We start from the raw sequence: 19,018 nt of genomic DNA, 5'->3' as shown, positions 1-19,018 counted from the left end.
GCAAAAAAATTATCCATATAAAGGACGGTCAGACTAATGCTGAATATTTATTACGGCACCACAGGCACAGGCAAATCCGCCGCAATGATGAACAGGATAAGGGAAGAAGCGGAGCTGATACGAAAATCGGGCGAAAGCAGAAGCATATGCGTTATCGTCCCCGACCAGTTCACCTTTGAATACGAGCATATGCTTTATAATTCAATGGGCTGCGGACTTTTCAACAGCGGAAATACGGAAGTGTGGTCATTTTCACGTCTTGTACGGGATATTTTCAGCCATAGTCACGCTCCCGAAAAGCAGGCTGCCGACTCCACCGTCAAAACTGCGGTCATGTACAAAGCCATAAAAAAAGCAGTCTCCGAGGACGCTCTGCTATATTTTCAAAAGCAGGCATCACGCCCTAACTTCACCGCCACGGCCCTGACAATGATAAGCGAGCTTATCCACAGCGGCGTTACCCCCGAAATAATGGGCGAGCTTGCGGGAAAAGCTCCCGAAAATATGCGGGATAAGCTGACGGACATTTTTCTTATCTACTCAAGATTTACCGAGGAGCTTTCAAAGCTGGAGCTTCGTGACCCTATGCTTGATTCCCGTATCGCCGCCGAATATGCACGTGAATGCGGCTATTTCAAGGGTATGAGCATTTTTATGGACGAGTTCAAAAGCTTTACGGGAGACCAGTACGGTCTTATGGAAACAATGCTCTCGGACTGCACCGACCTTACTGTATGCCTTACCTCCGACAGCCTTTCGCAGACGGGGTATTCTCCCTTTACCGCCGTTACAAAGACCGCCGCAAGAATTATGTCCATTGCAGGGAAGCTTGACATCAGGACCGAGACGAAAAAATTCACCGAAAACAAACGGTATAAAAACGATGGGCTTTTTACCCTTTCCGACAAGCTTATGAGACTTCCGAAAGCAAAAAATGCCGCTTCGGGAGAATCTGTCACCGTTGTAAATGCTCCCGATATCTACAGTGAATGTGACTACATATGCTCTGAGATAAAGCGGCTCATTTCCGAGGATAAAAGCCTCAGATACAAGGATATCGCCGTTCTCAGCCGCACAATGAACGATGATATTTCCATTCTTTCCGCCGCATTTGAGAGATACGATATCCCCTATTATTCCGACAAAAAGCAGTCTGCGGCACATAAGCGGCTTATGATAATGATAAACGCCGCCTTAGAGCTTGCCTCCGCAAAGCGCATATCCACCGAAACACTTCTGAGATACGCAAAAACAGGTCTTGCCAAGCCTCCGGTCTCATACGAAAAGGACGGCGAGCTATGCAGCATTTACACTCTTGAGCCTGACGAGGAGCTTTTAAAGCTTGAAAATTACTGCTACACCTGGGACATTGACGGTGAGCTCTGGGAAAAGCCTTTCCCCGAAACGGACGAGACCTACAAGGGCATTGACGATATCAAAAACAGGCTTCTTGAACCGATCCTCACTCTCAGAAAGGACTGCGCCGACAAAACGGGAGCGGAAATATGCAGGGCGATACGCCGCTTTATGGCTTCCATACCTGCGGAGGAAAATCTGCTTGAATTTACCTCCCTGCCCTCCGAAGAGAGCGGAAAGACAGGCGGAAAATACTGCTTTGACGAAAGACTTGAAAAGCGTGAAAATGAACGGCTGCTGGCTCAGCTTGACAGTATCCTTTCCGGACTTGAGACTGCCCTTCCCGATAAAATATCCCTTTCGGAATTTCGTGAGATATTCACCCTCAGCGCATCGGGCATAACTCTTTCAAGTCCCCCCGAAGCCCTTGACTCGGTAGCCGCACAGCAGTCGGACCTTGCCCGTCTCTCAAACCCGAGGATAGTTTTCGTAATGCACGCAAACGACGGCGTTTTCCCCTTTGTAACGGGCGAAAGCGTAACCTTTTCCGAGAGGGAAAGAGAGTTTTTCAGAGAGTCCTCTCACGACCTTTCGGGAGATGTGAAAAACCGTATCGAGGAGGAACGCTTCAACGCTTTCAAGGCTCTGTGCAGCCCCTCTGAGAAGCTGTATGTTTCCTGTGAGGCGGCTTCATCCGACGGCTCGCCTATGTATCCCTCCGCCCTTATCGCAGAAATATGCTGTGCCCTTGAGGGCGTTAAAAGGATAAATACAGATGAGCTTGATATGCTCTTTTTCTGCCGCACGAAGGAGTCTGCCTATGCCGCTGCGACTGAAGGCTTTGACCCGGGTGACGGAGATTTTGCCACAGTCCGTGCAGAGCTTTCAAAGGACCCCGTCTACAAAAGCAGATTTGAATACATCGACTCAATTGATACGGGTACAGAGCACCGCATAAACGACAGAACGCTTAGCAAGCGGCTTTACGGCTCAAACGCCGAAATATCCCCCTCACGCTTTGAGGATTTCAGCAAATGTCCCTTTATGTTTTTCTGCAAAAAGGGTCTGGGCATATATCCGCTTCAGAAAAACGACCTTAACCCTATGATACAGGGAAATATTATCCACAAATGTATGCAGGATATTTTTATAAAACACTCCAAGCAAAGCTTTTTAAAGCTCACAAAGGAGGATATCCTCGGTTCTGTGGCACTTTCCGCTGATGAATATATAAGAGATAATCTTGGAGGCGGATTTGCAAAGAAAAGCAGCTTTGAATTTTATCTGAACATCGCCGCAGAGCTTGTCCTCAAGGTCATTCTCCATATGCAGGAGGAGCTTATGCGTTCGGATTTTGTTCCCGTTGCCTGCGAGCTGCCTGTGGGTATTTCAAGCAGGAAAAACACGGAGAACGAATTGCCCGAAATATCAGGAGCCGAAGAAGAAATTTATGCAAGACTTTACGAAAAGCTGAAGTCTGCCCCCTGCACCGCAAGATCGGACAGGGAAGACGGTATGGGAGTTAATTTCTCGGGCACCGCAGACCGTGTGGACGCATATATCGACGAGAAAAACGGCGGTAAGATATATCTCAGGATAATAGACTACAAAACAGGCTCCAAGGAATTTGTGCGTGGTCAGCTTGACCTTGGGATAAATATGCAGATGTTTTTCTATCTCTGGGCACTAACGAGAAAAGGTGAACCCACAGATAAACAAAACTTTGAACCGGCAGGCGTAATGTACGTGCCGATGAAAGCCCCGAAGCTGTCAATGAAAAACAGAAATGACGACATTTCTCCCGAGCAGACGGAAATGAGCTCGTTCAGAATGAAAGGCGAGATACTTGACGACAGAAACATTCTCACCGCAATGCAGAACGATCTCTTTGAATGCGGCAGCGACAGCCTGGTTTACATTCCCGCAAAGCTTAAATTCAAAGACGGTGAAGCACAGGTGTCAAACGTGTTCACCGAGGAGGAGCTTTGCGCCGATATAAACAAGGCAGAAAAGCTTCTCCAAGGGCTTGCACAGGCTCTTGACGAGGGATATATACCTGCCAGTCCACTTAGCAATAAAAAGCTGAAATGCGCCTGTCCCTGCGACAACTGCGATTATGCGGAGGTGTGCGGAAATTATCCCTCACCGAAAACCAGAAGCGGCAGCATTTTCCCCGCCGATGATACCGAAACCGAAGAAAACTAACGAAAGGAACAATGAACTATGGCACCAAACTGGACTCCCGAACAATGCGCCGCCATAAACGTAAGAAACAGGGCGGCAGTGGTATCAGCCGCCGCAGGAAGCGGAAAGACCGCCGTTTTGGTGGAAAAGCTCCTGCGTATCCTTTCGGACAGAAATGACCCCGTTTCGGCGGACAGGATAGTGGTGGTCACATTCACAAACGACGCCGCCGCACAGATGAAGCAGAGACTCTGCGCCAAGCTTGCGGAGGCGGCAGAACAAGACTCCGAGAATGACTGGCTGGTATCTCAGCAGTCCCTTATCCCCTCGGCAAAGATATCTACCATACACTCATTCTGCTTTGATTTGATACGGGGAAACTCTGCACTTATTGACGTTGACTCGGGCTTTCGTGTGCTTGACCAGTCCGAGGACGACGCAATTTCGGCGCAGGCTGCGGAAAATGTTTTCGACAGATGGTTTTCCGACCGTTCGGAGGATATGAAGCGGCTGACGGATTTTTTCTGTCCCGATTCACGAAACGATGAAAGGCTTGCGGCGGTCATTCCGCCCCTCAGAAGCAAGCTGCTTGCTCTCCCCTTCCCCGAGGACAAAATGAACAATATTGCCGCCGCATATGAGCATACGGCAGATATTCTTGAAAAATGCTGCTCCGAAGGCGTTTCCGAAGAACTGAAAAACGAACTGCTTAACGACCCGCTTATCGCCTATTATCTGAAAAACGCAAAAACAAAGCTTGCCAAAGCCCTTGACAGCCTTAATAGTGCCGCAGATATGCTTATTTCCGAATATGAAAAGATAATTTCCGAAATAAGCCTTAAAACAAGCGGCTCCGATGAAAAGCCCTATGCCGACACACTTTCCTCTCTTGAAAAGGCTAAGGGGATAATAACCGTACTTGATGGCGAAAAAAATTCCGCCGCTGTAATGGGAATGAAGCTTGAAGCAGACCTGTTTTTCCCATTTTCGGGAGAAAGTCTGAAGGTCACTCCAAGGCTTACTCTCAGCAAATCCTTTAAATACAAAGTCAAGCCAGCAGGTGCAAAAAAGGCGGACAGCTATACCGCCGCACCCTCTCAGGAGGTGCTTGACAAGGGCAAAAAGCTTCGTAACGAAAGTCTTGACACCGTAAAAAAGCTTTCGGGAAGATACACCCTCTCCGACCTTTTTTACGATTTCACCCGTCACGGTGAGATATGCAGGCTGCTGTTTGCCCTTATGAGCGATATTTTCGCAGAGGAAAAGCGGCTCAGAAGCGAAAAAAACGCCCTCAGCTTTTCCGACGCAGAGCAGCTTGCGGTGGAACTTCTGTGCAGCCGTGACGAAAGCGGAAACATCTCCCCCACACCCCTTGCAAAGGAGCTTTCCGACTATTTCCACATCGTTATGATAGACGAATTTCAGGACTCCACCGCCGTTCAGGAGCTTATTTTCCGTATGCTCTCAAAGGGCGGCAGCGCCGAAGCTCCGGGAACCAATTTCTTTGCTGTGGGAGATGTGAAGCAGTCCATTTACCGCTTCCGCTGCTCCGACCCTACCATTTTCCTTGCAAATATCAGAGAGAGCGTTGACTATGCCGACGACGGAAGCACCGACAGGGCAAGGATATATCTTAACCGCAATTTCCGAAGCTCCCACGGGGTGGTGGAATTTGTAAACGCTGTTTTCGGCAGCATAATGTCCGAGGAAAACGGCAGCGTTCTGTACGATGATACCGCAAAGCTTATCGAGGGCGCAGGTATCGGGGATATTTACGGTCCCACGGAAATAATAACTCTCCCCCCTTCCGTTTCCGAAGAAGAGGACGAAGAAGAAGACTCCGACAATGAAGATAGCGCTGCTCTGACCGAAGACGACGGTGGGCTTTCCTCTCTCGATATCATCGAAGCAAAATGCACCGCTGTGCGCATAAAGGAGCTTCTTGAAAACGAGAAAATAGAGGAAAACGGCGAGATAAGACCCGTCCGCCCATCGGATATATGCATACTTATGCGTGGAGTGAAAAAGGCAGGGATATATGTAAGCTGTCTCGAAGAGCTTGGCATAAGCGTGCAGGGACCTGCGGAGGAAAGCTATCTCGGCTCAAGAGAGATATCAGTGCTTATAAATCTGCTCAGATGTATCGACAACTGCACCCTTGACGTGCCTATGGCATCGGTGCTGATGTCACCTATGTTTATGTTCACCGCCGAGGATATGGCAAGGCTGAGAGTAAAGCGCAGCTCTTCGGTCTATAACGATATTCTGCTGTCCTCAATGGGCAAAAAGGACGTTCCCGAAAAGCTTAAAAGGCAATGTGAGAATTTCCTTGAGGTGTTCGGCAGGCTGAGAGAATACGCCGCCGTCCACACCGCCGCAGAGCTTATCGAGTTTATTTACAGCAGAACGGATTTTATGGCGGTGGTATCGGTCTACAAGGACAGCGCAAAGAAGAAGGCAAATCTCAGGCTCCTGCCCATCTATGCGGAGAAATTTGACAAAAACGGCTCGGGGGGATTAAGCGGATTTCTGCGGTTTATCGACTCAATGCTCCGAAACAAGAAGGATTTCCAGTCCGCCTCGGCAGTTTCGTCCATTAGCGACAGCGTTTCCATTAAGACCATTCACAGATCCAAGGGACTTGAATATCCCTTTGTATTCCTCTGCCGAAGCTTTGTGAAATTCAATCTGAGGGACACCTCGGGCAAGATAGTATTCTCACCATTCCCCGACGGAAGCGGCAGCAGCGTGGGCTTTCGGATAACAGACGGGGCAAAGTATGCCGTTTACGAGTCATTCCCCAGAGAGGTGCTCAGCGAAATGCTGAAAAAGAGCCAGCGTGACGAGGAAATGATGCTCCTTTACGTGGCTCTCACCCGAGCAAAATACAAGCTTTTCATCACCCGAAGAAACGACAGCGAGCCTATAAGCTCAAAGCGTACTGTGGGCGACAGGCGAAGTGAGCTTGCCGAGCTTATCGTAAAGACCGAAACGGGATTTGACTGCCGTGAAGCGGTGGGCGAATGTATGTGTATGGAACAATGGCTTGATGTGGCGCTGTCCCTTTTTGAAAACGGCGATAACATTTCCGAAAAGCATTTGGGTGAATGCAAGGTAATGTTCACAGGCGGAAAAATTTCCGAAGAAAGGGTTTCGGAGGAGGAAACAGCTTCCCCTGCTGCCCTGCCCGATGAAAACAGGGCAAAGCTTCTCAGAGAAAACCTTGTCTGCGATTATGACGATACCCTGTCCGTTACCGCTTCAAAGCTTACCGTAAGCGAGATAGCCAAAAAGCACGAGCCGAGGCTAAGAAGATTTTTCGGTGAGACTGCCCGGAAAAAAGCTGCAAAGAAGGCTGTGGCAGGAATATCCGCCGCCGACCGAGGCACCGCTGTTCACGAATTTATGCAGTACTGCGATATAAAAAAGCTTGCGGCTGTACCGTCGGGTGAACGTGACAAAGCCATTTCCGAGGAAGCCGCACGCCTTTGCAGATTAGGACATCTTACCGAAAAACAGGCAGAATGCGCCGACCCCGATATGATAGGAACATTCCTTGACAGCGACATTTGCGGCAGACTTATCCGCTCGGGCAATGTTATGAGGGAAAGAAAATTTCTGGTGAAGATCGCCGATCTGTGTATTGATGAAGAAATTCTTGACAATTCGGGGCTGAGGGTTTATAATAATACCGAGGGAATGCTGCAGGGCGTTGCCGATCTGCTCTTTGAGGAGGACGGCGGACTGATACTTATTGACTACAAGACAGACAGATACATCACTCCCGAACAGCTTAAAGCCCGCTACAGTATGCAGCTTTATCTTTACGCAAAGGCTCTTTCCCTTATTCTCGGAAAGCCTGTTTCCGAAGCGTATCTTTACTCATTTGAGCTTGGTACGGCGGTAAAGACGGAGCTTTCTCCCGAAAATATCATCATATAAAGCTTTTTTCCCTATGCGGATAATATAAAAGGATCCTGCGGCGGCTTTGCGCCGTCCCAACGGCTCTGAAAGGAATGGTCAAATTATGGAAAACAAGAACGCAAGTCGTCCCAGAACCGCACCCAAGCCCATACCTGCGGCAGGAATGCTCCTGTCATCGGTAATTCTCGGAGTAAGCATAATTATTGCGGGAGTCTCGGTCACAGGCTCTGTAAAAAAGCTCACCGCAGCTGTTGAGGCTCAGACCTTTGCGTCAAGCTATTCCTCACCTTCGAACATTACCGTTAATAACAGCGCTCCCAAGAATTATTTCACCGAGACAGAAGCTGCGGCTTACCTTAATATGACCGTTGACGAGATAAAGGCGGCTATCACCAAAAAAGAGATAAAGGAGTACGTCAAGACCTCCGCAGGCTATTCCATTTCCAAGGACGTGCTTGACAATTATTTCGAGCAGAAGGCATACGAGAGCCTTAATGCGGCCAATTCCGACAGCTCCGAAAGCTGATGCCGCCCCGAAAGGGGTACCGGTATGACAGACAGAATAAAAGTAAAAATAAACCATCACCCTGTGAGCTATCGCTGTATCGAATTATTCGGCGTAATGTTTGTATGCTTTCTTCTGATGTTTGCAGCAGGAACAAGCCACTCGATAGGACTAATGATCGGTTCAATTATAATCACGATTGCGGTATTTGGAGTGGGAGAATTTTTCAGTGCTATAAACGGTTATCTTTCCGTCTATGATGAAGCTATACACTTTCGCTACATAAAATACGAGTCAAGTATCCCACTCAGTGACATCACCGAGATAAGCTACGGGGTATACACAGAATATGCGGGGCGAATGAGCACAAAGCGCATTGCTCTGAATATTAAAACAAGTGACGGCGAGGAGCATTCCTTTAACGACAAGATAAACGAGGAAGAGCTTGCCTCCTCACTTGACACAAACAGCAGGTGCAATGTTCCCATAATAAGAATATACAGATTTTTAGCACAAAAGCTTCCCGATAAGGCTAAGGGATATGTTAAGCCGGATAGCATCGGAGATATGCTTTAACCCGCAAGCAAACAGATAAAATAATACCGAAAATCGGGGGATAATATGTTGATAGATTTTTTTGTTACCGTCACCTATTATTTAGTTATCATCTCGTGGATATTATTCTTCATAATGCAAAACGTATGGAAAAAGCAGAACGATGATTTCCTTAACTTTTTAAACAATAACAGAGAGGAAATAATGAACGGCGTCAGCTGTGAATTTATGGGCTTTACATACACAAAAGAGACCCGTGTGATACGCTTCACCTGCTGTATTTCGGTGGTCATACTGACCCTGTGCCGTTCAAGCGCCATTGTCCCGTCGGACAGATCCGGAGCAACAAAGCTTCTTTGTATCCTTATGACGCTTTTCGGCGGCTGGTGGGGTATCCCTTGGGGTTCGATACGCACTGTGCAGACTTTTTCCCAAATTGCCAAAGCAACGGAGATCACTTTGTATGATGCTTATACCCGAGGAGTGATATGACCGAGATAAACAAAAGGGCAAATAATATTTGCAAGTTTTGAACATTTTATGAAAATATATAATAAATTATAGCACAAATCGCAGAGAAATGCGCAATAATTGACTTGTTTATTATGCAGAATTCTGTTATAATAAAAATAATAGCAGAAAATGCTAATGATCGGCTTAAAAAACCGTATTATTATTGAAAGGTGAATGATAATTATGAAAAAAGCATTTAGAACAGGTGCGGCATTATGCTTATCCGCCGCTGCGCTCACAGCAATAGCTGCAAGCGCATATGCAGAAGCAATTGATTTTGAGGACGGCAACTACTCCTTTGTATCCGTAAAGACAGACGACGGCGGAGATCTTTCCGTTCTTTCCGTTGAGGAGTTCAATGGCTCAATGCAGCTCAAGGTAGACGTTCAGGACTGCTCACTCCTTCCCAAAATCCTTTTCAGTATGAACGATATCGTTGGTACCGAAAACCTCTCCGATATTGACAAGATCTATATGGACATTACATTTGCCTCCAAGGACGGCGTAACAGCTCCCGGCTGGATAGGCGGCTGCCTTGGAACTGCAGGCGCAGACGATACTCCGGCATGGGATCAGTCCGATTTTGAGGGCGGCGAATACGAGAACCCCGTTTCCGAGCCTATGACAATTGAAAGAAAATTCCTTCTCCCTTCAAAGAAGTTTGTAAGCGGCACCGAAGGCTCTAATGCACAGCTTATGAGATGGGGTACCGAAGTACCTTACTATATGTACGTTGACAATATCAGAATTCTCGACGCAGACGGCAACGAAATGCCCCTTATGATCTCTGCTGCTCCTGCTGAGGAAGCAGTTGAAGAAGCACCTGCAGAGACTCCCGCTGAAGAAGCACCCGCAGAGACTCCCGCTGAAGAAACACCCGCTGAGGCAGCTGCCGAAACACCTGCTTCCGACGGAAACACATCATCCTCCAAGACAGGAAACACAGCAGCCGCTTCTGTTGCAGCAATAGCTGTATGTGCAGCAGGACTTGCTGTTATCAGCCGCAGAAAGTAATTCCAATATATTGTCTCATAAAGTGCAGAATGAACTCCTATCATTCTGCACTTTAAATTTGGATATGCTAATTTGTTGCATATCAACACAAATCAGACTTTTTAATCCAACTCATTTGTGTATTTATACATATTTTTATTTTCCTATTGACATAACCACACATACGTGATATAATACTTGAGTACGAAAAATAAAGCAGAGCTATCCGCTCTCACCCTGCTGCAAAGGCACGCAGTGGTCAATAATTTTTTTATCTGTCTGCATAAACTATATTTGCGGATAGTCGGGAAAATTATACGGCGGAGCTTTGGTTCTGCCGTTTTTTATTTCACATTCATTTATAGTTAATTTGATATTTTGGGGGTGCTCGCCATAGCTAACAAGGATAGCAAGGAGCTTCAGATCAATGAAGAAATCCGTGACAAGGAGATCAGAGTAATAGGTCCCGACGGCGCACAGCTTGGTCTTATGTCCGCAAGGGACGCACAGAAGCTTGCCGCAGAAAAGGATCTCGATCTTGTAAAGATCGCACCGCAGGCTGTTCCGCCTGTGTGCAAGATCATGGACTACGGAAAGTATTTGTTTGAACAGGCAAAGCGTGAAAAGGAAGCAAGAAAAAATCAGAAGGTAGTAGAGATCAAGGAGATCAGAATGTTCTCCACCATTGACACCCACGATTTTGAGACCAAAACAGCCCAGGCTGTCAAGTTCCTCAAGGGCGGAGATAAGATAAAGGTTTCCGTTCGTTTCCGTAAGCGTGCCATCGCTCATCCTCAGCTTGGCGAAGAGCTTCTTGAAAAATTCAAGGAAGCCTGCGCCGAAGTCGGAGTCGTTGAAAAGCCTGCAAAAATGGAGGGAAGAGCACTTGTGATGTTCGTTTCCCCCAAGGCTTCAAAGTGACCTGTTTTTCAAAATAACTGTAAAAATAAAGGGAGGATATTTCTATGCCAAAGCAGAAGACTCATTCCGGAGCTAAGAAGCGTTTCAAGCTCACCAAAAACGGTCTCGTAAAGTATCAGAAGACCAACAAGAGACACAGACTCACTCAGAAGGATCACAAGCGCAAGAGAATTGCTCGTAATATGGGCGTTGCAGGTTCAGCTAATGCTGCTACACTCAGAGAGCTTATGCCCTACAAGTAATCGGTAAGGCTTTAACGTAAGAACTGAACAATAATACATTTGGAGGTAAAATACTATGGCTCGTGTTAAGGGAGCAATGGCTACTCGCAAGAGAAGAAATAAAACATTAAAGCTTGCCAAGGGTTACTGGGGCGCAAAGAGCAAGCATTTCAAGATGGCTAAGGAAGCCGTAATGAAATCCGGCAACTATGCTTATATCGGCAGACGTCTCAAGAAGCGTGATTTCAGAAAGCTCTGGATCACAAGAATTTCCGCTGCCTGCAAGATGAACGGAATGAACTATTCTACATTTATGAACGGTCTCAAGAAGGCAGGCATCACTCTCAACAGAAAGATGCTCTCCGAGATCGCAATCAGCGACGCAGCAGGTTTTACAGCACTTACTGAAAAGGCTAAGGCTGCTCTTTAATTTAAGGCAAACAGGCTGTATCACAAAGGCGTTGTCCGTTGTGGTACAGCTTTTTTGAATATGGAGGCTGCAAGGTGCAATGACCGAATATAACCGCATATTTTCCGCCGATAATGAAAAAATAAAGCTTTACCGAAAGCTTACCGAGGACAAAAAAGCAAGACGCAGGGAAAATAAATTCACCATTGAGGGGGCAAGGCTGGTTTCAGACGCCGCCGCCGAGGCTATAGAGCTGCACAGTGTTTTTTTCACCGAAAGCGCAATGGAAAAATACGGCGAAGCTCTGGAGCTTCTTTTCAAAAAATACCCCTCAAAAATATTCAATATCATTTCCGAGGAGCTGTCGAGAGAGCTTTCCGATACAAAAATGCCCCAGGGAATTTTTGCGGTCTGCACAATGCCCACAGCTCAAAAATCGGAAATATACGGCAAAATAAAGAGGGGCAGCAGGGTGCTGATACTTGACAATATCCAGGACCCCGGAAATATGGGCACAATGCTCAGAACTGCCGACGCCTGCGGCATCGACTGCGTTATCCTCTGCTCCTGCTGCGATATTTACAATCCCAAGACCGTCCGCTCAGCTATGGGCAGCATTATGAGAGTTCCTGTCATTTCGGACGATATACAAAATGCGGTGAGCGAGATGAATCTTCGGGGCATACCCGTTTTTGCCGCAGTAATCTCGGACAGCGCAAAGTCCCTTACAGACTGCGATTTCTCGGGGGGCGGAGCGGTTATGATAGGCAACGAGGGCAACGGTTTATCCGATGAAGACGCCGCTCTTGCGGACGTTATGCTCACCATAAAAATGCACGGAACCATCAATTCCCTTAATGCCGCTATGGCAGCGGGGATAATTATGTGGGAGCTTTCCAAGGGCAAGGAGGGAAGGCAATGAATACAGACGACGGAGCATATTACCGCAGGCTTTACAGGCTATGGGCGGTCATTGCATTCGGCGCAGCCTCAAAAACCCTTTCCGAGCTGTATGAACGCTTCGGGAATGCCGAAAGCCTTTACGCCGCCATTACGCAGGACGAGGCGGTGAGAAACGGTCTCCCTGCGGAAACTGTACAGGGAGCCGACAGCATAACCTTGTCCTCTGCGGAAAAGATAATGGAGCTTTGCGATAAGCAGAATATAAAGATAGTTACTGCTGACGAGGAGGATTTTCCCGCAAGGCTCAGGGAAATTTACAATCCTCCCACGGTGCTGTTTTACAAAGGCGACATTTCGGGCATAAACGACAGGCTGAACATCGGCGTGGTGGGCACAAGAAAGCCCTCGGATTACAGCCGAAAAACCGCCGCCGCCATCGTACATACCCTTGCCAAGCACGGCTTTGACATCATAAGCGGCTTTGCGGAGGGCATCGACATCTGCGCTCATCTTGAGTGCATTAAAAGCGGCGGCAGGACATTTGCGGTAGTTGGTTCGGGACTTGATTACCCCTATCCGAAAAACAATATTCCCTACCGTGAAATAATCGAGGAAAACGGAGCTATAATTTCCGAATTTCTCCCGGGTACTCAGCCCTATCCCGCAAATTTTCTTCTGAGAAACCGCATACTTGCGGGACTTTCTATGGGAGTGGCAGTCATTGAAGCCGGAGTGCAGAGCGGTTCTCTCAACAGTGCCGCCCACGCCGTAAGCCAGGGCAAACCCGTTTTCGCCGTTCCGCCCTGCGATCTTTTTGACAGCAGATACAAGGGCAACGTTTCCCTTATCAGAGAGGGAGCTATTCCCCTGATGGGCGCCAGAGATATTTACGGAGAATACTGCGTAAACACTTCGCATATAATAGTCGCAAACGAAAATACCGCCTCACAGCTTGCGAAAATAAAAGAGATAGCGGACAAGGCTGTCCTGGCTGAACGGGAAGGCGATAAGAAGAGATCTGCCGCCCCGAAAAAATCTCAGAAAAAGGCGGAGGACATTCCCAGGCCTGAGCAGAAGCCTGTCCCCGAAAAACAGCCACGCAAGTTAAGTGCCGAGGAGCTTGAAAGCTTTTCAGACCCCATTCAGAAAAATATCATATCACAGCTTTCGGAAAGTTCTTCAATGAGAGCGGACGAGCTTTCCGCCGCACTTGACGCAGACATTGATGAAATTCTTACAGCTCTCACCGAGCTTGAAATTATGGGTAATATTCAGTCCCAAAGCGGAAACTACAGCCTTATGGACTGATTTAAAAATATATATGCTTTTATCGATCGGATAAAAGCCTGCTGCGTAAACAGCCGCAGCAACGGAAAGGAAGATAATATGTCAAATCTCGTTATCGTGGAGTCGCCCTCAAAAGCGAAAACCGTTCAGAAATATTTAGGTCCGGGCTTCGAGGTGGCAGCCTCGATGGGTCACGTAAGAGACCTGCCGAAGTCCAAGCTTGGCGTTGATATAGAAAATGATTTTGAACCTGTTTACGTTCCGATGAAAGACAAGGAGGAGGTCATCTCTTCTCTGAAAAAGGCTGCCAAAAAAGCAGATAAGGTCTATCTCGCAGGAGACCCCGACCGAGAGGGAGAGGCTATTTCCTGGCACCTGGCACAGCTCCTTGACATTCCTATGGACGCACCTGTCCGTGTTACCTTCAATGAGATAACAAAAACGGGCGTGCAGAACGGTATGGCTCACCCCCGTTCTATTGATCTCGATCTGGTGAATGCCCAGCAGGCACGCCGAATACTCGACAGAATTGTGGGTTACAAGCTTTCTCCCTTCCTCTGGAAAAAGGTAAGGAGAGGTCTTTCCGCAGGACGAGTTCAGTCTGCAGCGGTGAAAATGATCGTTGACAGGGAAAAGGAGATAAACGCATTCAAGCCCGAGGAATACTGGTCTATCGAAGCCAAAATGACCGCTCCCTCCTCAAAGAAGCAGTTTGACGCTACATTCGTGGGAATGGACGGCGCAAAGACCGAGCTTCATTCCGAAAGCGAGACAAATGAAGTCCTCAAAAGACTTGAGGGCGCACAGTTTAATGTTACGGGAGTAAAAAAATCCGTAAGAAGAAAATCCCCCGCCGCCCCCTTTACCACATCTACAATGCAGCAGGAGGCTTCCAAAAAGCTGGGTTTCCAGACCTCAAAGACAATGAGAGCCGCACAGCAGCTTTACGAGGGCGTTGAAATAGAGGGAATGGGCGCTGTGGGTCTTATCACATATATGAGAACGGACAGCCTGAGAGTTTCCGATGAAGCAAGGGCTGCCGCTTACAAATATATCGAAGAAAAGTACGGAAAGACCTACCTTCCCGCCTCCCCCAAGGTATACAAGACCAAGGCAGGGGCACAGGACGCTCACGAAGCTATCCGTCCCTCCACCCCCGAGCTTACCCCCGAAAGAGTCAAGGACAGCCTTACTCCCGAGCAATATAAGCTCTACAAGCTCATCTGGGAGAGATTTATCGCAAGCCAGATGGCAAATGCCCTTATGGACACAGTTTCCGTTGACATCGACGCAAACGGCTGTTCATTCAAAGCTACGGGATATTCCGTTAAATTTGACGGATTTACTGTGCTTTACGAGGAATCAAAGGACGACGAGGAAAACAAGGTGCTCCCCGAGATAAATACGGGAGATGTGCTGAAGCTCAAAAATATCGAAGGCAAGCAGCATTTCACCCAGCCTCCCGCACGCTACACCGAAGGCTCATTCATCAAGGCAATGGAAGAAAACGGCATAGGCAGACCTTCCACATATGCCTCCACCATTTCCACTATAATAAACCGTTTCTATGTTGAAAGAGACGGAAAACAGCTGAAGCCTACGGGTCTTGGCGAAGTCACCACCGACCTGCTGAAAGCACATTTCAAGCAGATAGTTGATACCAAATTCACCGCTCAGATGGAAAGCAGCCTTGATAAGATAGAAATAGGAGAAAAGGACTGGGTGGAAACTCTCAGGGATTTCTACGGTGATTTCTCCGACACGCTCACCAAGGCTGAGACCGCTATGGAAGGCAAGAGGGTGAAAGTCCCCGATGAGGAGACCGACGAGATATGTGAGGTCTGCGGAAAGCCTATGGTCATCAAAATAGGCAGATTTGGAAGATTTCTTGCCTGCACAGGCTTCCCCGAATGTACTAACACCAAGAAGATAGTTAAGCCCACAGGCGGTATATGCCCTCTCTGCGGCAAAAAGATACTTGCCAAAAAATCCAAAAAGGGCAAGAAATATTTCGGCTGCGAGGATAATCCAAACTGCTCATTTATGACCTGGGACACCCCCGTTTCCGACAAATGCCCCAAGTGCAACGACGGTACTACACTTTTCAAGAAGGGCGGAAAAATGTTCTGCCTGAAAGAGGGCTGCGGATACGAGGTAGCTATCAAAAAGGAAAAATAATTATGGATAAAAATATAACCGTTATCGGCGCAGGTCTTGCAGGCTGCGAGGCGGCGTGGGCGGCGGCAAACAGGGGCGCAAAGGTAAGGCTTGTGGAAATGAAGCCCGGGAAATACTCCCCTGCCCACAAATACAAGGGTTTTGCGGAGCTTGTATGCTCAAATTCCCTGAAAGCCTCACGGATAAATTCGGCGGCAGGACTTCTCAAAGAGGAAATGCGCAGGCTTGGCTCTCTCACAGTTCCCTGCGCCGAGGAAAACGCTGTAGCGGCAGGCGGCGCACTTGCCGTTGACAGGGAAAAATTCTCCGACAGCGTTACGGAAAAAATTCTCTCCCACCCGAACATCACCCTTGTTTCGAGTGAGCAGGAGGACATACCCGAGGGGTACTGCGTAATTGCCAGCGGACCTCTTACCGACGGAAAACTTGCTGACAATATCGGAGAGCTCTGCGGCAAAAGGCTCAGCTTTTTTGACGCTGCCGCACCTATTGTCACATTTGAGTCAATTGATATGGACAAGGCGTTCTTTGCCGCACGCTACGGCAGAGGGGGTGACGATTACATCAACTGCCCTTTCACTAAGGAAGAATATCTTGCCTTTCATCACGAGCTGATAAACGCCGAGTCTGCTCCCGTTCATGACTTTGACCGTCCCGAAAATTCAAAAGACGATTTCACCGTCTATGAAGGCTGTATGCCTATCGAGGTACTTGCCAAAAGAGGCGAGGACGCCGCAAGATACGGCGCAATGAAGCCTGTGGGACTGACGGACAGCAGAACGGGTCTCAAACCCTATGCGGTGGTGCAGCTGAGACGTGAAAATGCGGAGGGGACACTTTTTAATCTTGTGGGATTTCAGACAAACCTCAGATTTCCCGAGCAGAAGCGTGTTTTCTCGATGATACCGGGGCTTGAAAAGGCAGAGTTTATGCGGTACGGCGTTATGCACCGAAATTCCTTTATCGACTCTCCGAGACTGTTAAACGGCGATTTCTCAATGAGAAGCCGCCCCGAGATCTTTTTCGCAGGGCAGATAACAGGCGTTGAGGGCTATATGGAGTCCGCCGCTTCGGGAATTATGGCAGGTATAAACATCGTCCGCCGAATGGAAGAAAAAAAGCCGCTCATTCTCCCTCGTGAAACGATGATAGGCGCATTGTCACGATATATTTCCGACGAGAGCGTGGAGAATTTCCAGCCCATGGGCGCAAATATGGGCATTCTCCCCGACATCGGCATACGTATCAAGAACAAGCAGGAAAGATATCAGGCTGTTGCCGACAGGGCTTTGGAGGCTTTTGAGGGATATTTTAAGGAGATAAATGAACTATGAACGACAAGGTCAAATTCATTCTCACTATTGTAATTATTGTTCTCGCTGCCGCTTGCAGTATTCTGAACATCATTGACGGGAATTACGTTTTGGCGGTGATATGGGGAGCTGTTGCTGTGCTCAATATCGTTTCCATTGTGCTGAAAATAAAATATAAGAGGTGATTTTATGAATGACGTAATTTACGAGTTTGAATCCGAGATAAAATACAGGCAGATGAAACCGAAACAGTATCTTGCCATACTGATAATCGGACTTCTTATCTCTGTTCCGAGACTTTTACTATCCGTTGTCGTGATAATTTCCTACTTATTGATAAGAACAGAAATTGTTCAATCGGATATCCAGTTCATTACCGTATATTTTCTTATATTCTTTTTTCTCCCTCTAATTATTTTTATAGGAACAATTAAACTATTCAGAGCAAAGGCACTTCTTAAATTCACATTCAGAAATGAAGCAGTCGATATACTTATCGTTCCCAAAAAAAGAACGGTCACTGTCCCCTATTCAAATATCACCGCTGTCAGGTCAAACAGCTTATGTTATTTTTTCTACACAAGCAAAAATCTTGCCTATCTGCTTTCCAAAGAGGCTATGGGAAATGTGAGCAATGAGGAATTTTCCGAATTTATCCTTGAGCATATGGGCATTAAGGTCATTGAACTTATTGAAAGGAAATGAAAATATGAACATTATCGTTGACGCATTCGGCGGAGACAACGCTCCTCTCGAGGTCATAAAGGGCGCAGCTCAGGCTGTGGCTGATTTCGGCGTGGAGGTAACTCTTACGGGAAATGAAAAAATTATCAAGGAGACCGCCGAGAAAAACGGTATAAGTCTCGATAAAATTTCCATAATACATACCGAGTCGGTCATTGACATTCACGAGGAGCCTACAGAGATCGTCAAGAGCCGCAAGGACTGCTCTATGGCGGTGGGTCTGCAGGCGCTGGCAGACGACAAGGGCGACGCATTCGTAAGCGCAGGCAGCACGGGCGCTCTTGTGGTAGGCTCCACCTTTATCGCAAAGCGGCTCAAGGGCGTAAAGCGTCCCGCTCTCGCTCCAATTCTCCCCACCGCAAACGGTCATCTTATCCTTATGGACGGCGGCGCAAACGTTGACTGCCGCCCCGAAATGCTTATGCAGTTCGGAATTATGGGAAGCTGCTATATGGAAAAGGTAATGGGCATAAAATCCCCCAAGGTGGGACTTCTGAATGTGGGCGCTGAGGACACCAAGGGCAGAGAGCTTGACAAGGAGGCTTACAAGCTTCTTTCCGCTGCACCGGTTGATTTCTACGGCAACCTTGAAGCAAGAGAAATGCCCAAGGGAGTTTGTCAGGTGGCTGTTTCCGACGGATTTACGGGAAACATTGCTCTGAAACTGTATGAGGGTATGGGCTCTTTCTTTGCGGGAGAGCTGAAAGGTATGCTCACAGACGGTATCACAGGCAAGATAGCAGCCCTGCTCATTATGAAAAAGGTCAAGGCTTTCAAGAAAAAGCTTGATTACAAGGAAGTGGGCGGCGCTGTGCTGATGGGCATTTCCAAGCCCGTTATCAAGGCTCACGGCAGCTCTGACGCAAGGGCTTTCTACAATGCCATCAGACAGGCAAAGCAGTGTGTTGACGGTGATGTTATCGGCGAGATATCAAGAGCGCTGGAAAGCTGCAAGGCTAAGAGCGAGTAAGTTTATACGCTTTCCCGTTCCGTCGGTATTTTGTAAATATTC

Annotated in this window: 16 protein-coding genes; all 16 read left to right on the top strand. The window is 47.7% G+C overall.

Annotated features, from left to right (window positions below):
- Positions 1-36 precede the first annotated feature (36 nt).
- Positions 37-3,561 (top strand): PD-(D/E)XK nuclease family protein, encoded by a 3,525-nt coding sequence (locus ACR0QN_RS03715; RefSeq protein ID WP_432649848.1) that lies wholly within the window; start codon positions 37-39, stop codon positions 3,559-3,561.
- Between the two features lie 18 nt (positions 3,562-3,579).
- Complete coding sequence (locus ACR0QN_RS03710; RefSeq protein WP_432649847.1) at positions 3,580-7,482, top strand: UvrD-helicase domain-containing protein; 3,903 nt, start codon at positions 3,580-3,582, stop codon at positions 7,480-7,482.
- A gap of 85 nt (positions 7,483-7,567) precedes the next feature.
- Positions 7,568-7,990: a hypothetical protein gene (locus ACR0QN_RS03705; RefSeq protein WP_432649846.1), complete on the top strand. Its 423-nt coding sequence runs from the start codon at positions 7,568-7,570 to the stop codon at positions 7,988-7,990.
- Between the two features lie 24 nt (positions 7,991-8,014).
- Positions 8,015-8,545, top strand: a complete 531-nt coding sequence (locus tag ACR0QN_RS03700) for a hypothetical protein (protein ID WP_432649845.1) — start codon at positions 8,015-8,017, stop codon at positions 8,543-8,545.
- 45 nt (positions 8,546-8,590) lie between these two features.
- A complete protein-coding gene (locus ACR0QN_RS03695) occupies positions 8,591-9,016 on the top strand; it encodes a hypothetical protein (RefSeq protein ID WP_432649844.1) in 426 nt (141 codons plus the stop codon).
- Between the two features lie 204 nt (positions 9,017-9,220).
- Complete coding sequence (locus tag ACR0QN_RS03690) at positions 9,221-10,051, top strand: hypothetical protein (RefSeq protein WP_432649843.1); 831 nt, start codon at positions 9,221-9,223, stop codon at positions 10,049-10,051.
- A 357-nt stretch (positions 10,052-10,408) separates the two neighbouring features.
- The gene (infC, locus tag ACR0QN_RS03685) at positions 10,409-10,951 is read left to right on the top strand and encodes a translation initiation factor IF-3 (RefSeq protein ID WP_432649842.1); all 543 of its coding nucleotides are present in this window, start codon (positions 10,409-10,411) and stop codon (positions 10,949-10,951) included.
- Between the two features lie 44 nt (positions 10,952-10,995).
- Positions 10,996-11,193 (top strand): 50S ribosomal protein L35, encoded by a 198-nt coding sequence (gene rpmI, locus ACR0QN_RS03680; protein ID WP_022474285.1) that lies wholly within the window; start codon positions 10,996-10,998, stop codon positions 11,191-11,193.
- A 55-nt stretch (positions 11,194-11,248) separates the two neighbouring features.
- On the top strand, positions 11,249-11,602 hold the full coding sequence (gene rplT, locus ACR0QN_RS03675; RefSeq protein WP_432649841.1) for a 50S ribosomal protein L20: 354 nt from the start codon (positions 11,249-11,251) through the stop codon (positions 11,600-11,602).
- Positions 11,603-11,681: 79 nt separating this feature from the next.
- Complete coding sequence (locus ACR0QN_RS03670; RefSeq protein ID WP_432649840.1) at positions 11,682-12,503, top strand: TrmH family RNA methyltransferase; 822 nt, start codon at positions 11,682-11,684, stop codon at positions 12,501-12,503.
- A complete protein-coding gene (gene dprA, locus ACR0QN_RS03665; protein ID WP_432649839.1) occupies positions 12,500-13,792 on the top strand; it encodes a DNA-processing protein DprA in 1,293 nt (430 codons plus the stop codon). The genes ACR0QN_RS03670 and dprA overlap by 4 nt, the downstream gene beginning before the upstream one ends.
- A gap of 78 nt (positions 13,793-13,870) precedes the next feature.
- Positions 13,871-15,949, top strand: a complete 2,079-nt coding sequence (gene topA / locus ACR0QN_RS03660) for a type I DNA topoisomerase (protein ID WP_432649838.1) — start codon at positions 13,871-13,873, stop codon at positions 15,947-15,949.
- Between the two features lie 2 nt (positions 15,950-15,951).
- A complete protein-coding gene (gene trmFO / locus ACR0QN_RS03655) occupies positions 15,952-17,283 on the top strand; it encodes a methylenetetrahydrofolate--tRNA-(uracil(54)-C(5))-methyltransferase (FADH(2)-oxidizing) TrmFO (RefSeq protein ID WP_432649837.1) in 1,332 nt (443 codons plus the stop codon).
- Complete coding sequence (locus ACR0QN_RS03650; RefSeq protein ID WP_432649836.1) at positions 17,280-17,447, top strand: hypothetical protein; 168 nt, start codon at positions 17,280-17,282, stop codon at positions 17,445-17,447. The genes trmFO and ACR0QN_RS03650 overlap by 4 nt, the downstream gene beginning before the upstream one ends.
- 4 nt (positions 17,448-17,451) lie before the next feature.
- The gene (locus ACR0QN_RS03645) at positions 17,452-17,967 is read left to right on the top strand and encodes a YcxB family protein (protein WP_432649835.1); all 516 of its coding nucleotides are present in this window, start codon (positions 17,452-17,454) and stop codon (positions 17,965-17,967) included.
- A 4-nt stretch (positions 17,968-17,971) separates the two neighbouring features.
- The gene (plsX, locus tag ACR0QN_RS03640; protein WP_432649834.1) at positions 17,972-18,976 is read left to right on the top strand and encodes a phosphate acyltransferase PlsX; all 1,005 of its coding nucleotides are present in this window, start codon (positions 17,972-17,974) and stop codon (positions 18,974-18,976) included.
- The last annotated feature ends 42 nt before the right edge of the window (positions 18,977-19,018 follow it).

It is taken from the genome of Huintestinicola sp., from assembly GCF_050874005.1.
Lineage (GTDB): Bacteria > Bacillota > Clostridia > Oscillospirales > Ruminococcaceae > Huintestinicola.
This window is presented reverse-complemented; position numbering and strand designations above follow the sequence as displayed.

Coding starts and splice junctions, on each gene's coding strand:
- ACR0QN_RS03715 (WP_432649848.1), top strand. CDS start 37: ATGCTGAATATTTATTACGGCACCACAGGCACAGGCAAATCCGCCGCA.
- ACR0QN_RS03710 (WP_432649847.1), top strand. CDS start 3,580: ATGGCACCAAACTGGACTCCCGAACAATGCGCCGCCATAAACGTAAGA.
- ACR0QN_RS03705 (WP_432649846.1), top strand. CDS start 7,568: ATGGAAAACAAGAACGCAAGTCGTCCCAGAACCGCACCCAAGCCCATA.
- ACR0QN_RS03700 (WP_432649845.1), top strand. CDS start 8,015: ATGACAGACAGAATAAAAGTAAAAATAAACCATCACCCTGTGAGCTAT.
- ACR0QN_RS03695 (WP_432649844.1), top strand. CDS start 8,591: ATGTTGATAGATTTTTTTGTTACCGTCACCTATTATTTAGTTATCATC.
- ACR0QN_RS03690 (WP_432649843.1), top strand. CDS start 9,221: ATGAAAAAAGCATTTAGAACAGGTGCGGCATTATGCTTATCCGCCGCT.
- rpmI (WP_022474285.1), top strand. CDS start 10,996: ATGCCAAAGCAGAAGACTCATTCCGGAGCTAAGAAGCGTTTCAAGCTC.
- rplT (WP_432649841.1), top strand. CDS start 11,249: ATGGCTCGTGTTAAGGGAGCAATGGCTACTCGCAAGAGAAGAAATAAA.
- ACR0QN_RS03670 (WP_432649840.1), top strand. CDS start 11,682: ATGACCGAATATAACCGCATATTTTCCGCCGATAATGAAAAAATAAAG.
- dprA (WP_432649839.1), top strand. CDS start 12,500: ATGAATACAGACGACGGAGCATATTACCGCAGGCTTTACAGGCTATGG.
- topA (WP_432649838.1), top strand. CDS start 13,871: ATGTCAAATCTCGTTATCGTGGAGTCGCCCTCAAAAGCGAAAACCGTT.
- trmFO (WP_432649837.1), top strand. CDS start 15,952: ATGGATAAAAATATAACCGTTATCGGCGCAGGTCTTGCAGGCTGCGAG.
- ACR0QN_RS03650 (WP_432649836.1), top strand. CDS start 17,280: ATGAACGACAAGGTCAAATTCATTCTCACTATTGTAATTATTGTTCTC.
- ACR0QN_RS03645 (WP_432649835.1), top strand. CDS start 17,452: ATGAATGACGTAATTTACGAGTTTGAATCCGAGATAAAATACAGGCAG.
- plsX (WP_432649834.1), top strand. CDS start 17,972: ATGAACATTATCGTTGACGCATTCGGCGGAGACAACGCTCCTCTCGAG.